Origin of the sequence: Paraburkholderia sp. SIMBA_053, from assembly GCF_046534895.1 — a bacterium.
In the GTDB taxonomy this organism is placed as follows: domain Bacteria; phylum Pseudomonadota; class Gammaproteobacteria; order Burkholderiales; family Burkholderiaceae; genus Paraburkholderia; species Paraburkholderia caledonica.
The window spans coordinates 115197-130255 of record NZ_JAWRXU010000006.1; the positions used below are offsets into that span (position 1 = coordinate 115197).

Sequence of the window (15059 nt, forward strand, 5' to 3'; positions counted from 1 at the left end):
CCACGCGATCGGTTCGCGCAGCACACTCGTAGCCGGCACCGCTGCGCGCGTGAGAAGAAGTTACGCGTCGCGCGAACTGCCGGACAGGCCGTGCTGCGCCCAAAAAAGAGCGCCCATTATACGCGTGGTATTCCCCGAACTTCGCGCAATGACTGGTGAATAGCCAGGCGTTTGCGCGTACCTGTACCCCGGAAAACGCGCGCCGCGCGGCAACTTACCGCCAGGCGTCGACGATGATCCGCTTCAGGATATGCAGCTTGCGATGCAGAAAATGCTCTGCGCCCGGAATCACCACCACGGGCAATTCCTGCGGCTGCGCCCAGTCGTAAACGGATTGAATGGGAACGGTCTCGTCAGTCTCGCCGTGAATCACGAGCGTGTTTTCCGGCACGGGCGCCACGTCCCAGCGGCTCGCGGCGGTGCCGACGAACACCATCCGCTCGATCTCCTTGCCTTCGTCGCGCAGCTTTGAGGCCACATGCGACATCACGAAAGTGCCGAACGAAAAACCTGCCAGCACCAGTGGCAGATCGGCGTGGCCCGGCTGCGCGCGCATGTGGTCGAGCACCGCACGCAAATCGTCGCGCTCGCCGATGCCCGCGTCATGCTCACCTTGCGTTTGCCCGACACCGCGAAAATTCGAGCGATACGTCACGTAGTTCAACTGGACGAGCGTGCGTGCGAGCGTCTGCGCGACCTTGTTGTCCATCGAGCCGCCAAAGAGCGGATGCGGATGCGCGACGAGCGCAATGCCCCGTGGCGCCGCGCCGTTTTCGCGCGTCTCGTCGGGCAGATCGAGCGCGACCTCGATTTTGCCTACCGGGCCGTCGATCAAATACTTCTTCGTATGTGCGTTCATCGCGGCGCCTATTGATCGATCTTCAGACGCTCGACAACCTTGCCGTTCGCCAGATGCGAGTCGACGATTTCGTCGATGTCGCTCTCGTCGACGTACGTGTACCAGACGCCTTCCGGATAGACGACGAGCGCCGGGCCGAGTTCGCAGCGGTCGAGGCAACCTGCCTTGTTGATGCGCACCTGGCCGGGGCCGGCGAGGCCGAGTTTCTTCACGCGCTTCTTCGCGTATTCCTGCATTGCCTGCGCATTGCAGTTCGCGCAACTCGGGCGCTCTGCGCCCGGTTCACGCTGATTAAGGCAGAAGAAGACGTGGTACTTGTAGAAGGAGTCCATGTTGTACGAAGAGCGAGGCTGTCAGAAGGGCAATAGTGCAGCAGAAGGCAGTCGGGCGCAGCGGCGCGCGCTTTGTTGCGGAGGAGCCGTTGGCCGCGCCGCTTGCGGAGGTCGTTTGCGAAGGACCGCTTGCGAACGATTATAGCGAGCAAGAGGCCAGCATCGCTGACGCTGCAGGAGCGCCTACTTCGACTCAAGCCTCGTGCGCCGCCTGAGCCAAACGCGTTCGACGACGAACGCAAGCCACACGAGCGCCGCGTACGGCCACACCCACGCGAGCCAGCGCGCGAGGCCATTGAAGTGCAGATAGCGTCCTTGCCGCCAGTCGGCCAGCACGACATCGAAATATGGATTCACCGGCAACAGGTTGACGAACACGAGCGTCACGACGAGTGCGCCCGCCGCCAGCGCGGTGCGCGATCTGCGCCGCAGACGCAGCGCCAGGAGCCCGAGCGCCGCGCCGCAGCCGATGCCAACGAGCCCGCCGGGCGTCGCCCAGTCGAAGGCGAGGCCCGATTGCGACTGCAAGAACGTAGCGCCCGCCTTCACTCCAAGAGCCACGACGATAAATAGCAGCAACAGCCGCACGCGCGGCGCATGACGGCGTATCGTCAACGACGCGAGCGCAAGCGCGGCGAACAGATTGAGCGTGGTGATGAGGGCTTCCCAGGCATCGTCAGGCAGCCAGGCGGCGACCCACGCGGGCCATGTGCCGACGTGCCAGCCGGCCGGCGTCCACGCGAACAGGGCATCTTGCGTCGTGGAATCGACTCGCGTCCACAGCGCGCGCGGCCAGTTACCGAGCCCAAAGAGACGCGGCGACGGATACATCGTCGCAAACGGCCAGGCCGCGACAAGACACGCGAGCGCGGCACTCTCGCGGTGGAACCACATGAGCCGCAAGCGTCGCAACAACCCGCGGTCGAGCAGCGCGCCCGTGGCCGGCGACATGATCGCCGCGCCAAGCAGCGCGCCGAGCGCGTTGGCCGCGAGGTCGAGGTTGGACGCGACCCGCGTCGGCAAATATGTTTGCACGGCTTCCATCACGCCCGACAGCAAGCCGCCGAGCACGAAAGCCAACGCGACCGCGAGCGGCCCGCGCCAGCGCGGATAGAGCGCAAGCACCATTAGCGCGCCAAACGGCATATAGCCGAGCACATTCGTGACGACATCGAATGCCGTCAGATACTGCGGCATCGGATCGGAAAGGAAGGCGAACGGCGTGAGCCCGAGCGAGCGCCAACCTGAAAACGGATACCACGAACCGTAGACGATCAGCACGGTGTACAGCAGCAGCGCTTGCCGCGAAAGCACCGACGGACGGCGCAGCCACGATCTTTCGCTCATGCAGCGCTCCGTTGCGTGCGCTGCGCGCCGGTCATTGCGCGGCGACCAGCGCCTGAACGCCGAGCCAGGCGGCGATTTGCGCGACGAGGTCGTCGCTGGCGGTGGCGAGCGCTTGCGCGCCGCCTGCAGCGTCGGCGGTACTCGACGGCGCCCTGGAGATGAAGGTTCGCTGACCCAGCACCTTGCCGTTTTGCGTCAGCGTGGCGCGCGCGGTCACCGCTGCATGGCTTTGCGACTGGCTGTCGAACACCTGTTCGAACTCGCCCAGATCCACCTTCAGTACGGGCGCGGCGACGCCGTCGGCGCCCGTCAGCACCGTGCCGCGAGAACTGAGCGCGCCGCGCAGACGTTGCGTGAGCAACTGCGAAGGCGGCATCGTCCAGTGGCTGTTCGCGTACGCGGCCAACTGCTGCGCGTCGGCATAGCCGAGCCGGTACACGAGCTTGTCGGACTGGAGCATTTCGGGCGCGCTCACGTCGAGCACCTTGACCGCCGATTGCGTGCCCGCAGACGCTGCAGGCTTCGGCGGCCCGAAGTCGTAGCGAATGTCCGCGAGCGCGGCCGGCGTGCTGGAGCAGCCTGCCGCCAGCAGACTGAGCGCAAGCAGCGTCGCGCAAACAGCGCCCGTGCGCGCGGCACGCGAGGACAACAAGCGGTGAATGGAGCGTGACATGACGATGTTCCTTTCTTCAAACCTTCAGATTCATTGTGCGGCGCGCGCGGCCGGCCACGTGAAACCAGCCTCGCCGGGGCCCGGCGCCGCCGCCGGCGCACCGAACAGCACGCTGCGCGGGCTGGTGCTGAACGTGTCGGCGGCGCGGTCCACGGAGCGCGCGGCGGAGCGCACGTCTTCAGCAAGCGAGTTGACCCGCGGCAACGTGTCGTAACCGACCCGCGCCGACAGATCCTGCAATGAGCCGTTCATCGCGGTGAGCGCGTCGCCCGCTTGCTGAGCCGCGGTGCCCACCTTGTTCAGATTGGTCTCGAACGGACCATCCGCACGATTCAGGCTCGTGATCAACTGGTTCGTCGAGACGAGCGTGCTATCCAGCTTGTCGATGGTGGCGGGCAGCTTGCCGGCCACCGGCGCCATCTGCTGCGTGAGCGTGGCGACGCCGTCCGCAGCTTTCTGGATGCTGGCCGCCGTGCCGTGCAACTGGTCGACCATCTCCTGCGACAACAGATTGTCGACGTCGTCCGTGACCTTTTCGAGTTTCTTCAACAGCACGTCGCCGCGTTGTTGCAATTGGTCTAGCAAGCCCGGACGCATCGGCAACTGTGCTACCTGCTTCGCCGACGAGGCGAGCGGCGACGGATCGCGCCCCGTGTCGTCGAGCTGAATGAACGCGATCCCCGTCACGCCTTGAAAGCCGAGACTGCCGAACGTGGAATGCGTGATCGGCGCATGCGTGTCGACGAGAATACGGATCAGGATCTGGCCCGGATGATCGCGGTCGAATTTGATCGACTGCACTTTGCCGACGTCGAGCCCTCTGTAGCGCACGGCCGCGTCGGTAAAAAGACCCGTTACGTTGGTGCGCGCAATGAGATCGTACGGCACACGCACCGCGCGGTCGACATTGAACAAAAAAGCCGCCGTTGCAATCGCGGCCAGCAGGACGACCGTAAAGAGTCCTGCCCAGAACGCATGCGATTTGTTTTCCATTGCCAGGTTCCCTAGTTTCCCTGATTCACAGCGGCAATTCGGACGATGCCGGCTCGAGCGCCGCGCGCGGCAGCTTTGCGCGGCGCTCGGGCGGCAACGCCTGCAAGGCGCGGCGCCCGCGCAAGCCGAGAAAATATTCGCGGATGAACGGATGATCGACGCCGGCCGCTTCTTCCACAGGCGCGGCGACCAGCACCTTGCGGTCCGCCAGCACGGCCACGCGCGTGGAAAGCGCGACCATCGTGTCGAGATCGTGCGTGACCATCACGACCGTCAAGCCGAGCGCGCGATGCAGCGCCGAAATCAGTTCGACGAACTCGTCGGACGCTTGCGGATCGAGCCCGGCGGTCGGTTCGTCCAGAAACAGCAGTTCGGGTTCGAGCGCGATCGCGCGCGCAATGCCTACGCGCTTGATCATGCCGCCGGACAGCGCCGAAGGCATTTTGGACGCGTGCTTGCACGGCAGCCCGACCATCTCCAGTTTCAGCATGACGATGTCGCGCAGCAGGTCTTCGGGCACCTTGCCGAGTTCGCGCACCGGCTGTGCGACGTTGTCGAACACCGACAGCGACGAAAACAGCGCGCCCCGCTGAAACAGCATGCCGGAGCGGCTGCGCATCAGCAGCGCGGTTTCGGGCGAAATGGTCGCGAGGTCTTCGCCGAACAGCTTGATGGTTCCCGAAGTTGGCCGCTCCAACCCGAGAATCTGTCGCACGAGCGTGGTCTTTCCGGAACCCGACCCGCCGACGATCGACACGATCTCGCCGCGCCGCACGTCCAGATTCACATGCTGATGCACGATGTTGCGGCCATAGCGCTTCGTGACGTCGATCACTTCGATCACCGGCTCGGCAATGGAAGGCATCGGCTGGCCGCGTACGGCCTGAGTTAGCGGCGCGATCATCCGAGCCCCACGTTCTGGAACAGAATCGCGAACACGGCGTCCGCGAGAATCACGATCGTGATGGACGTCACCACCGAAGTCGTCGTGCCTTCGCCGAGACTCTGCGAATTGGCTTTGATACGGAACCCGAAGTGGCAGCCGACAATCGCGATCAGCATTCCGAAGACGACGCCCTTGCCGAGACCGATCCACAGGTTCGCAGCCGGCACGACGCCGGGCAACGCGCGCGCGAAATAACTCATGTCGATGCCGAGCACAATCTTCGCGGCGAGTGCCCCACCGCTCAGCGCAATGATGTTCGTCCACATCACGAGTAGCGGCATCGCCACGCCGAGCGCCACCACGCGCGGCAGGATGAGCCGCAGACCGTGCGGAATGCCCATCACGCGCATGGCGTCGAGTTCCTCGGTCACGCGCATCACGCCGATCTGTGCGGTGATTGCCGAGCCGGAGCGGCCCGCGACCAGAATCGCCGAGAGCACCGGCCCGAGTTCGCGGATCACCGAGAGCCCGAGAATATTCACGATGTACTGATTGGCGCCGAAGAGCCTCAATTGCTGCGCGGACAGATAGCTCAGCACGATGCCGATCAGAAACGCGACCAGCGCGGTGATAGGCAACGCCCTGGTGCCGGCGTTGTAGATATTCGCCGAGATTTCAGTCCACGGCGTGAGGGCCGGCTTGCGCGCGATCGCCAGCAGATCGAGCACGACGCGACCCAGCATAGCCACGCCGCCGTATAAATGCTCGAAGAACGAAAACAGCCCGAGGCCGAGCCGCGTGAACGGATCGAATCTGACGACCGGCTCCGCCGTCTCGCGCACGGTGTCGAGCAACGCAATGCGCTCGAAGATATCGCGCTGCGTGTCGGTGAGTTCGGTGTCGGGCGGCATTCTGTGGCCCCACACGCGCCACAGCGCCTGGCCGCCGACGTGGTCCATCCGGTCGATGCGCGATAGATCCCACTGACCGATGCCTTCGGCGCCTTCGAGCGAACGCAGTTGCGGTATCACATGTCCGGTTGCACGGTCGCGCGCGAGCGCGAGCGCCGTCCACTGGCCCGAGAGCCGGACGATCTTGCCTTGGCTGCCAGCCGCGACTTCAAGGCCGGGCGGAGTGTCGTAGTTCAAGGATCGTTGCAATGTGGTTATCGGAGTAGCGGCCATTGTAACGAACGCGCAGCGGATCGACCGCGCTGGCGGGCCCAGGCGGTTCGCTGTCGCTACACGCTGTCGTTACAATATGGGACATGAACGCTTCCACTCCTCCCAAAGGACCGGCCGCTGCCGCGAATGCAGCCGACTGGCGTATCGACCGTGAACGCACCGTCGCTCTTTTCGGCGCGCATGCGCATGACTGGCCGATCGAAATCGTCGAAGAAACCGGCTCGACCAACGCCGACCTCATGTCCCGCGTGAAGGCGCTGCCGCGCAAGGCGGGCGCGCTGCCACGGCCGATCGTGCGGGTGGCTTACCTGCAGACCGCCGGACGCGGCCGCCGCGGGCGTCCGTGGTACGCGGAGCCGGGTAATGCGCTGCTGTTTTCGGTCGCCTGCGTGCTGCCGCGTCCGCTAGAAGGACTGGCGGGATTGAGTCTCGCGGTGGGCGTGGCGCTCGTCGACGGACTGCGCTCGTTGCCTGTCGCGGGCCCCGGCCAGATTGCGCTGAAGTGGCCGAACGACATACTGCTCGAAGGCGACAAGCTCGCCGGCATCCTGATCGAGACCGCCTGGAGTACGGAGGACGCGAGCGCCGTCGTGATCGGCATCGGCACCAACGTGAAGGGCGCCGACGAACTCGCCGCGAAAATCGGCGCGCTCAACGCCGGGTCGCCGCCGCAGGTGCGCGGCACGGCACCGACCGCGCTGCAGCGCGCGCTGCCCAACGCTAACCTCACCGATACGCTCGCCGCCGAACTCAACGCACTGGAGCCCGTGTTGCAGCGCTTCGGCGCGGAAGGATTCGCGCCGTTTCAGGCGCGCTGGAACGCAATGCATGCGTACGCCGGCCGCGAGGTCGTGCTGCTCGAACAGGGCGCGGAAGTCACACGCGGCGTCGCTGCGGGCGTCGATGAGCGCGGCCAGTTGTTGCTCGATACAGACGCGGGCCGGCAGAGCATCGCGACCGGCGACGTGTCCCTGCGTCTCGCCGACGGTGCTGCATGACGAGCGGCGCGCGTCATCTTTTGATCGACGCGGGCAATAGCCGCGTCAAATGGGCAATGGTCGAGGCTGACGGCACGCAGATCGCCGGTGGCGCGCTTGCGCATGGCGGCGCGAATCAGACTCAATGGGCTACTGAAGGGGCGACGCAGTGGGCGAACTTGCCGGCGCCTCGCGGCGCATGGTTATCGAACGTCGCGGGCGATGCCGCAGGTGAGCGAATCGCTGCGTTGGTCGACGCGCAATGGCCGCATCTGCCGCTCACCACGATTCGCGCACGCGAGCAGCAATGCGGCGTGACCAACGCGTACACGACGCCGCACGCGCTAGGCAGCGACCGCTGGGCCGGCATGATCGGCGCGCACGCGGCGTTTCCCGGCGAGCATCTGCTCATCGCGACCTTCGGAACCGCGACCACACTCGAGGCGTTGCGCGCGGACGGCCGCTTCGTAGGCGGACTCATCGCGCCAGGCTGGACATTGATGATGCGCTCGCTCGGCGAGCACACGGCTCAATTGCCGACGCTCGACGCTAACGCCGCGCGCGGCCTTCTGGCGAGTTCCGCTGATAAGCAGGACGCAACCCGACGCGGCCCGTTCTTCGCCACGGATACGCCTCGTTCGCTATCTGCCGGTTGCACGCTGGCACAAGCGGGACTCGTCGAGCGGACATGGCGCGACTTGGCGGACGAATGGCAGGTGCCGGTGCGCCTCGTGGTCGGCGGCGGCGCTGCAGACGAAGTGGCGAGCGCACTGAAAGTGCCGCATACTCGCCACGATTCACTGGTTTTGTCTGGGCTTGCACTGATAGCTTCCGAGCGCGCTTCGGAACACGGCGTGTAGAACGCCGGCTAAATGTGATGGCTGAGCTTCGCGTCTGAACCACATCGGCGGGACAACTTCTGGAAGGGAAAATATAACGATGCTGCGCTGGCTGATCGCCATACTGTTCCTGGCCAACCTTCTGGCATTCGTCGCAGTGCGCGGCGTGTTCGGCCCGACGCCCACCGCGAGCGGGCGCGAACCCAATCACCTGAGCCGTGAAGTCCATCCGGACTGGTTGAAGGTGCGCCCGGTCACCGCCACGGACGCCGCTGATCAGGCTGTTGTCGGCGCGGCGGCACCGGTCGCGCCGATCGCGGCGTCGGCGTTGCCGCAATAAACGGACAATCGAAGCCGAGAGTTGGAGCCGGATGTTGCAGCGGCGCGTCGGGGGGCGCATCTAACTGTGCAAGCACAAGCCTAGGCCATGCAGACTTTGCACCGTGCTCACTCGTCCACACTTAGCCTTGCGTACGAACCTTCTTGAGCAGCGCCGTCGTCGAGCGGTCATGCTCGAACGGAATTGCCAACGCCTTGCCGCCCCAGCCGCGCACGATGGCCGACTCCGGCAACGTGTCCATGTCGTAGTCGCCGCCCTTGACGAGCACATCCGGACGTAGCGCCGAGATCAGTTCGACAGGCGTCTTTTCCCCGAAGCAAACCACGTAGTCGACGCTCTCCAGCGCCGCGAGCAAAGCCATGCGGTCGGCTTCGTTGTTGATCGGCCGGTCATCGCCCTTGCCGAGCATACGGACCGACGCGTCGCTGTTCACGCCGACGATCAGGCAAGCGCCCTGTGCTTTCGCATCCGCGAGATAGGTCACATGCCCGCGATGCAGAATGTCGAACACGCCGTTTGTAAATACGACCGGCGCGTTCAGCGAAGGGCGCAGCGCGACCAGCGCGTCGCGAGTAAGAATCTTGCGTTCGAAAATAGCGGCCATTTGGGATATGGAAGATACGGAGATTTGCCGTCGCGATACGGCGTATGCAACGTGGAGCATAACGCTCACGCAGACTGGTCGAGCATAAGGGTGAGCATCGAAATCAGGCGCAAATTAAACAAAACGGTCCGGCAAGCTCGCGCCTGCCGGACCGTTTTAAAGCGCCGAACCGGAGCGCGGCGCTAGCTTCGCATCATGCGCGACCCGCGAACCCGGATTCACGAGGCTCCATTCAAGCCGGCTGTTCGGCCGACTTCTGGTCGGCCTGCAGCCGCGTCACCACTTCCTTGCGATAACGGTTCAGTTCCTGCGCGGTAGTGAACGTGCGCTCGAACAGCAGCGACAGGTTATGCAGAATGCGCTCGACAACCTTCTTTTCCCAACCGTCGTCGAAGCGGATCTGCTCGTCGAGCCAGCGTTCGAGCCATTCCGGATCGGGCAGGCGCGACTGGATCGTGTCGCGCGGGAACAATGCCTGATTGACGTGCAGATTCGTGGGATGCAACGGCTTTTCGGTGCGACGCGCCGACGCCATCAGCACACCGATCTTTGCAAAAGCGGCTCGCGCGATGTCGCCGGTTTGCACCATGGCTTTCTTCATGTAGCGCAGGTAAGCGCCGCCATGCCGCGCCTCGTCGCGCGAAATGGTTTCGTAGATGTGCTTGATGACCGGCTCGGTATGCCATTCGGCAGCGCGGCGGTACCAGTGATTCAGGCGGATTTCGCCGCAGAAGTGCAGCATCAGCGTTTCAAGCGGCGGCGCCGGGTCGAATTCGAAGCGCACGGCGTGCAGCTCTTCTTCGGTGGGGCACATTTCCGGCTTGAAGCGGCGCAGATATTCCATCAGCACCAGCGAATGTTTCTGTTCTTCGAAGAACCACACGCTCATGAACGCGGAGAAATCGCTGTCGTGATGGTTGTCACGCAGAAACATTTCCGTGGCGGGCAGCGCCGACCATTCGGTGATCGCGTTCATCTTGATCGTCGCGGCCTGCTCGTCGGTCAATAGCGATGCATCGAACTTGTCCCAGGGAATGTCTTTCTCCATGTCCCATCGAACGGATTCGAGCGATTTATAAAGTTCCGGGTAAAGCATGGTGTTCATAGTCCCACCCCTGTTCTGCACATACTGTGTGTGTCTGTCACTACTACGTGTAGCACTTTCCTGACCACGAACGAAACGCGCCGGGTGCTCTACCCGAATGCCGCGCCGTTCGCCGGCCAAGCCTTCAATTTTACGCGGTAACCGGCCGCCTGGATGCACGGGCAGCGAAGAAGTCCGGGCGCTCGCGCGAGGAGCGGCTAACGCAAAGTTACACGCTCGGGTCACGCATTGCGCGGCCAACCATGGGTGAGGGATACCCTATGCCTGAGGTCGAGCCAGTTTGCGATGAAAACCGCACCGTCCAGCCCTGCGCCGGTGATGCCGGCGGTGAATGGAGCCTGGGCGGCTGGTTGGTTGTTTTCAGCGCACGCCCAAAACCAAACAAATGCCTTCCAATGATAGCACGCTGACTTCCTCAAACCCGCGCGATAGCGGACGCAATTCCGATGCCTGCTTGACCTGTCTCAACGACTGTGCAATCGGCGGAGTGTGGCTTGCGACGGGGTCAAAACGGTGACAGCCGGCGATTTTTCTGCCCAGTTTCCCCGACAATCGGCCCGGCAGCCGCCCGCCTCCCGCTGCGCATCGTCACAGGGATTTTTTGGGCGGCTTCGACCCGCTGCTGGCCGTACCGGCCGCTGCGCGCTTTGTGGTTGACGGCGCGCGCTTCGCCGTCGGCCGCTTCGCCGCAGACTGGTCAGCAGTTCCAGCGCCTTCAGCCGAACTCGCAGACGCTGCGGCGGCTTCGTCCTCGGGCGATGGTCGCGGTACATCGGTCGCCCCGCCAACTGCCTCGCTCGCCTCGTCGGCAGCGTCCTCGTCAGTCTCGGCTTGCGCGCCGCCACTCTCGGCCGCTCCCGCGGCGCTCGCGGTCGGCTGAGTCATCGCGAATTGCGCGATCTGGTTGAATTGCGATTGCAGCAGGTTCCACCATGCCGATGCGTCGAATGGCGGAGTGGCAGGTGTGCCCTCCTCGTCGCCCGACGCTTCAGCGGTAGCCGAGTTTTCGGCCGAAGCCGCCGGCTCCGGATGAGGCCAGCCGCTCGTTGGCGACGGACTCGGCGACGGGCTCGGCGCGGGGGCCGGCGCAGGCGACGCCGCCGGCTGACTCATCGATTGCTGTGCAAACGCGCCGAACGCACGCAGCGTCGCAAGCGTCGCCCGCTGCACTTCGAGCGCCTGAATCGCGGATTGCAACATGCTCAGGTTCAGCTTGAGCCATTGCTCGACCGCGCGCATGTCGGTGATGCGCTTATCGAGTTCTTCGACGTTGGTAAGCGGCGCCATCATGTCGGACATCATCGACAGCGACGGACCCATGCCCGCGCCCATGCCCGCGCCCGATGGTGCGCCGGAGAACGCGGAGCCGAACGGCGACATGCGCATCATGCCCCACATGTGTTCCAGCATTTCGGCGGGCGGAAAACCGGGGAAGCCAGGGAACGGCGGCGTTGAACCAGATGTGTCAGTCATGCTTGTCGCCTCGCTGCATTATCAAAAAAGCGCGGAAAGAAAAACGCGAACCGGAGAGCGCATCGAGCGCATCCGAAACCGATCATACAGCGCGGTACATCCGAATCGCGCTGCATCCGTTACGGTGCGCGCCAAGGGTCTGCGCCGCCGAAATCCGGCGCACGCCGCTCGCGCAGCGAGGTCACGCCTTCACGCACGTCCGGCCCGGCGAATCCCATGAACTCCAGCGCAAGCGACGCATCGAAAGCGGGCCCTGCCGAGCGCAGCCAGTTGTTCAACGCATACTTCGTCCAGCGGATCGCGGTTTGCGAACCGTGCGCGAGTTTCTGCGCGACTTCAAATGCTTTGGGCAGCAGATCGTTTTCGTCGACCGCAAGCGACACGAGCCCGATTCTCTCCGCCTCCGTGCCGCTCACCGGCTCGCACAGCATCAGGTAGTACTTGGCCTTCGCCATGCCGCACAGTAGCGGCCAGACGATCGCCGCGTGATCGCCGGCGGCTACGCCGAGCCGTGTGTGCCCGTCGATAATGCGCGCCGTCTTCGACGCGATTGAAATATCGGCAAGCAGACCCGCGACCAGACCCGCGCCGACGGCCGGACCGTGCATCGCCGAGACGATCGGTTTGCTGCAGTTGATGACGTTGTAGACCAGATCGCGAGCCTCGCGCCACACGCGCGCGCGCACGTCGAAGTCGGTAGCCATGTCTTCGACCAGTTGCAGATCGCCGCCCGCCGAGAAGCCCTTGCCCTCGCCGCGAATGATAGCGACGCGCGTGTCGGGATCGCGGTCGATGTCGCGCCAGATTTCCGCGAGTTCGTAATGCATGCGCGCGTCGGCGGTGGCAAGCGCGCTTCTGTTCGCGCCTTCGCCGCTCATCACCACTTCGAGTACGCCGTGCGGACGGCGATGCAACTTGAGCGACTGGTAACGTGCGTAGAACGCATCGTTGGTGTGAGGTTGTTCAGTCATGGTGATCTATCCGTGGGTGCGTGATGCGCGCATCGCTTAACGCGGCTGATAAACCCATTTGCCGCTGCTGATTTCGACCATGACGCGCGCACGTTGGTCGAGCCCCAGGTGGTCCCCGGCGCTCATGTTGACGACGCCGTTGGTATCCGCGAGACCGCGCGTGCCTTCGAGTGCGTCGCGCAACGCACGGCGAAATTCCGGCGTGCCCGGCGCTGCTGTCTTCAACGCGATCGGCACGGCATGGCTGAGCAACATGCCCGCGTCCCACGTGTAGGAGCCGAATGCCGAGACGCTGCCAGGCCCACGCAGCGCTTCGAAGCGCGCGATGTAATCGAGCGCGAGGCGCTTCGCCGGATGATCGGCGGGCAATTGCGCCGCGACCAGCACCGGGCTTGCTGGCAGGAAGGTACCGTTGCAATCGGCGCCGCACACGCGCAGGAAGTCGTTATTGCCCACACCGTGGTTGTGATAGATCAGCCCTTTATAACCGCGCTCGCGCAGTGTCTTCGGCGGTAGCGCCGCGGGCGTGCCGGCCGCGCCCACCACCACTGCATCGGGATGCGTTGCTAGGATTTTCAGCACCTGACCCGTCACGCTCGGATCGGTGCGATTGAACCGCTCGCTCGCCACCATCTGCATGTGATGAAGCTGCGCGAACTTCGCGACTTCGGCGTAGAAGGTCTCGCCGAGCGCATCGGCCTGACCGATGAACGCGACAGTTTTCACTCCGCGTGTGCTTGCATGCTCGGCAATTGCTGAAGCCATCATCGCATCCGTTTGCGGAGTCTTGAAGACCCAATGGCGCTTGGCATCAACGGGTTCAATGATTTTCGCCGACGACGCAAGCGAGATCATCGGCGTGGCTCCGTCGGCAACCACGTCGATCATTGCCAGCGAGTTCGGCGTAATGGACGAACCGATGATCGCGTCGACATGATTCTCGGAGATCAGCTTCTTGGTGTCCTGGACAGCCTGGGTCGTGTCCGACGCATCGTCGAGCACGATGTATTCGACGCTCTGGCCGCCGATCTGCTTCGGCAGCAACGTCGCCGTATCGCGCGCGGGAATGCCGAGCGACGCGGCCGGCCCGGTCAGCGAGAGCACCAGCCCGATCTTCACCTGAGCCAACGCCGCCGCGGGCGACAGGCATACAAGCGCCGTACACAATGCGGCGACACGAGCCGCAGCTCTGGCGAGCCGCCTGCTCAGCTTCAGTTCTTCCCGCTCCTCCAGCCATGCGCTCGCATTCAGAACACGCGCGCATGCGCTCCTCAATCCCGCGTCAATCGATCCAGCTCGCCGCATGGTGTCTCCTCACATGAGTTTTTCGTTTTGATATGCCGCCGATGCCGCCGCGCCAGTCAGTGTAGCGGCGCGCGATGGCAGCGGCATCGGGCGAAACCCTTTCGGACGATGCGCCGTACCGCTTCAGTCGAGCGGTGCGATGCTCTGCTCGATGGAGCCGAAAATCGACTTGCCCGCTTGATCGAACATTTCGATCTTCACCGTGTCACCGTACTTCATGAACTCGGTCTGCGGCGCGCCATGCTCGATCGTTTCGAGGCAGCGTTTTTCGGCGATACAGCAATAGCCGCGCTTCGCGTCCTTGTTGGAGACCGTGCCCGATCCGACAATCGCGCCCGCTCGCAAATTGCGCGTTTTCGCAGCATGCGCGATCAGCTGGCCGAAGTGGAACACCATGTCCGTGCCGGCGTCTGGCTGGCCGACTTTCTTGCCGTTCCAATGGACGATCATTGGCCGGTGCACGCGGCCTTCGCGCCAGTGTTCGCCGAGTTCGTCGGGCGTCACGGCGACCGGTGCGAACGAAGAGGCCGGCTTGCTCTGGAAAAACCCGAAGCCCTTCGCGAGTTCAGCGGGAATCAGATTGCGCAGCGAAACGTCGTTGACGAGCGTGATCAGACGCACGCTTTTGAGCGACTGCTCGGGCGTCGCGCCCATCGGCACGTCCGTGGTGATTACCGCAACCTCTGCCTCGAAGTCGATGCCGAACGCTTCGGATGCACAGACCACGTCGTCTTTCGGACCGATGAAGTCGTCGCTGCCGCCCTGGTACATGAGCGGATCGGTCCAGAATTCCGGCGGCATCTCCGCACCGCGCGCACGCCGTACGAGTTCGACGTGATTTACATACGACGATCCGTCCGCCCATTGGAAAGCGCGGGGCAGCGGCGCCATGCAGTCGCTTGCGTCGAATGAAAATGTGTTGCGCGCGCGCCCTTGGTTGAGCGCGTCGTACAGATCGTGCAATTGCGGCGCGTAGAAGGTCCAGTCGTCGAGCACGCGTTGCAACGTGGGCGCGATCGCGTCGGCAACGGCCGCCGTGTGCAGGTCGCGGGACACGACAATCAGTTGGCCGTCGCGCGTGCCGTCTTTCAGCGTGGCAAGTTTCATGGATGATGAACCGGGTTAGTGACGATAGAGGGAATCTATTCTACGATGGTGAATCGGCGCAGCC

The 15059-nt window shown here is 64.0% G+C and carries 16 protein-coding genes; 3 read left to right on the top strand and 13 right to left on the bottom strand.

What is annotated here, in order from left to right; all coding sequences use genetic code 11:
- Positions 1-214: 214 nt before the first annotated feature.
- The 7 genes from SB753_RS20005 to SB753_RS20035 all read right to left on the bottom strand — a co-directional run bounded on the left by SB753_RS20005 (position 215) and on the right by SB753_RS20035 (position 6238).
- Entirely contained in the window at positions 215-859 is a 645-nt protein-coding gene (locus tag SB753_RS20005) for an alpha/beta hydrolase (RefSeq protein ID WP_410801466.1), read from the bottom strand.
- An 8-nt stretch (positions 860-867) separates the two neighbouring features.
- Positions 868-1191, bottom strand: a complete 324-nt coding sequence (locus SB753_RS20010) for a (2Fe-2S) ferredoxin domain-containing protein (RefSeq protein WP_027804480.1) — start codon at positions 1189-1191, stop codon at positions 868-870.
- 183 nt (positions 1192-1374) lie between these two features.
- A complete protein-coding gene (locus SB753_RS20015) occupies positions 1375-2538 on the bottom strand; it encodes a VanZ family protein (protein ID WP_410801468.1) in 1164 nt (387 codons plus the stop codon).
- 31 nt (positions 2539-2569) lie between these two features.
- Positions 2570-3211 (bottom strand): ABC-type transport auxiliary lipoprotein family protein, encoded by a 642-nt coding sequence (locus SB753_RS20020; protein WP_020067093.1) that lies wholly within the window; start codon positions 3209-3211, stop codon positions 2570-2572.
- A 30-nt stretch (positions 3212-3241) separates the two neighbouring features.
- Entirely contained in the window at positions 3242-4204 is a 963-nt protein-coding gene (locus tag SB753_RS20025) for an MlaD family protein (protein WP_020067094.1), read from the bottom strand.
- Positions 4205-4229: 25 nt separating this feature from the next.
- Complete coding sequence (locus tag SB753_RS20030) at positions 4230-5108, bottom strand: ABC transporter ATP-binding protein (RefSeq protein ID WP_088173211.1); 879 nt, start codon at positions 5106-5108, stop codon at positions 4230-4232.
- Positions 5105-6238, bottom strand: a complete 1134-nt coding sequence (locus SB753_RS20035) for an MlaE family ABC transporter permease (RefSeq protein WP_020067096.1) — start codon at positions 6236-6238, stop codon at positions 5105-5107. The genes SB753_RS20030 and SB753_RS20035 overlap by 4 nt, the downstream gene beginning before the upstream one ends.
- A gap of 119 nt (positions 6239-6357) precedes the next feature.
- Here SB753_RS20035 and SB753_RS20040 point away from each other — a divergent pair, with 119 nt between their 5' ends.
- From SB753_RS20040 to SB753_RS20050, 3 genes are all read left to right on the top strand, one after another.
- Positions 6358-7272 (top strand): biotin--[acetyl-CoA-carboxylase] ligase, encoded by a 915-nt coding sequence (locus SB753_RS20040; RefSeq protein ID WP_410801470.1) that lies wholly within the window; start codon positions 6358-6360, stop codon positions 7270-7272.
- Positions 7269-8111: a type III pantothenate kinase gene (locus tag SB753_RS20045; RefSeq protein WP_410801472.1), complete on the top strand. Its 843-nt coding sequence runs from the start codon at positions 7269-7271 to the stop codon at positions 8109-8111. The genes SB753_RS20040 and SB753_RS20045 overlap by 4 nt, the downstream gene beginning before the upstream one ends.
- 79 nt (positions 8112-8190) lie before the next feature.
- Positions 8191-8430 carry a hypothetical protein gene (locus tag SB753_RS20050; RefSeq protein ID WP_020067099.1) on the top strand — a complete coding sequence of 80 codons (240 nt, stop codon included), beginning with the start codon at positions 8191-8193 and terminating at the stop codon, positions 8428-8430.
- A gap of 121 nt (positions 8431-8551) precedes the next feature.
- Here the strand turns inward: SB753_RS20050 and rfaE2 are convergent, their stop codons facing one another.
- The 6 genes from rfaE2 to SB753_RS20080 form a co-directional block, all read right to left on the bottom strand.
- Positions 8552-9034 (bottom strand): D-glycero-beta-D-manno-heptose 1-phosphate adenylyltransferase, encoded by a 483-nt coding sequence (rfaE2, locus tag SB753_RS20055; protein ID WP_020067100.1) that lies wholly within the window; start codon positions 9032-9034, stop codon positions 8552-8554.
- Between the two features lie 232 nt (positions 9035-9266).
- Positions 9267-10139, bottom strand: coding sequence for a ferritin (locus tag SB753_RS20060; protein WP_027780097.1), 873 nt, complete (start codon positions 10137-10139; stop codon positions 9267-9269).
- Positions 10140-10727: 588 nt separating this feature from the next.
- Positions 10728-11612, bottom strand: coding sequence for a PhaM family polyhydroxyalkanoate granule multifunctional regulatory protein (locus SB753_RS20065; protein ID WP_410801474.1), 885 nt, complete (start codon positions 11610-11612; stop codon positions 10728-10730).
- A gap of 119 nt (positions 11613-11731) precedes the next feature.
- Positions 11732-12583 (bottom strand): enoyl-CoA hydratase/isomerase family protein, encoded by an 852-nt coding sequence (locus SB753_RS20070; RefSeq protein WP_020067103.1) that lies wholly within the window; start codon positions 12581-12583, stop codon positions 11732-11734.
- Between the two features lie 36 nt (positions 12584-12619).
- Positions 12620-13888: an ABC transporter substrate-binding protein gene (locus SB753_RS20075; protein WP_410801476.1), complete on the bottom strand. Its 1269-nt coding sequence runs from the start codon at positions 13886-13888 to the stop codon at positions 12620-12622.
- 123 nt (positions 13889-14011) lie between these two features.
- Entirely contained in the window at positions 14012-14995 is a 984-nt protein-coding gene (locus SB753_RS20080; protein ID WP_410801478.1) for a fumarylacetoacetate hydrolase family protein, read from the bottom strand.
- Positions 14996-15059 lie beyond the last annotated feature (64 nt).

Excerpts from the sequence above, each read along its gene's own strand:
- SB753_RS20005 (WP_410801466.1), bottom strand. The coding sequence starts at position 859 with ATGAACGCACATACGAAGAAGTATTTGATCGACGGCCCGGTAGGCAAA.
- SB753_RS20010 (WP_027804480.1), bottom strand. The coding sequence starts at position 1,191 with ATGGACTCCTTCTACAAGTACCACGTCTTCTTCTGCCTTAATCAGCGT.
- SB753_RS20015 (WP_410801468.1), bottom strand. The coding sequence starts at position 2,538 with ATGAGCGAAAGATCGTGGCTGCGCCGTCCGTCGGTGCTTTCGCGGCAA.
- SB753_RS20020 (WP_020067093.1), bottom strand. The coding sequence starts at position 3,211 with ATGTCACGCTCCATTCACCGCTTGTTGTCCTCGCGTGCCGCGCGCACG.
- SB753_RS20025 (WP_020067094.1), bottom strand. The coding sequence starts at position 4,204 with ATGGAAAACAAATCGCATGCGTTCTGGGCAGGACTCTTTACGGTCGTC.
- SB753_RS20030 (WP_088173211.1), bottom strand. The coding sequence starts at position 5,108 with ATGATCGCGCCGCTAACTCAGGCCGTACGCGGCCAGCCGATGCCTTCC.
- SB753_RS20040 (WP_410801470.1), top strand. The coding sequence starts at position 6,358 with ATGAACGCTTCCACTCCTCCCAAAGGACCGGCCGCTGCCGCGAATGCA.
- SB753_RS20045 (WP_410801472.1), top strand. The coding sequence starts at position 7,269 with ATGACGAGCGGCGCGCGTCATCTTTTGATCGACGCGGGCAATAGCCGC.
- SB753_RS20050 (WP_020067099.1), top strand. The coding sequence starts at position 8,191 with ATGCTGCGCTGGCTGATCGCCATACTGTTCCTGGCCAACCTTCTGGCA.
- rfaE2 (WP_020067100.1), bottom strand. The coding sequence starts at position 9,034 with ATGGCCGCTATTTTCGAACGCAAGATTCTTACTCGCGACGCGCTGGTC.
- SB753_RS20060 (WP_027780097.1), bottom strand. The coding sequence starts at position 10,139 with ATGAACACCATGCTTTACCCGGAACTTTATAAATCGCTCGAATCCGTT.
- SB753_RS20065 (WP_410801474.1), bottom strand. The coding sequence starts at position 11,612 with ATGACTGACACATCTGGTTCAACGCCGCCGTTCCCTGGCTTCCCCGGT.
- SB753_RS20070 (WP_020067103.1), bottom strand. The coding sequence starts at position 12,583 with ATGACTGAACAACCTCACACCAACGATGCGTTCTACGCACGTTACCAG.
- SB753_RS20075 (WP_410801476.1), bottom strand. The coding sequence starts at position 13,888 with ATGCGGCGAGCTGGATCGATTGACGCGGGATTGAGGAGCGCATGCGCG.
- SB753_RS20080 (WP_410801478.1), bottom strand. The coding sequence starts at position 14,995 with ATGAAACTTGCCACGCTGAAAGACGGCACGCGCGACGGCCAACTGATT.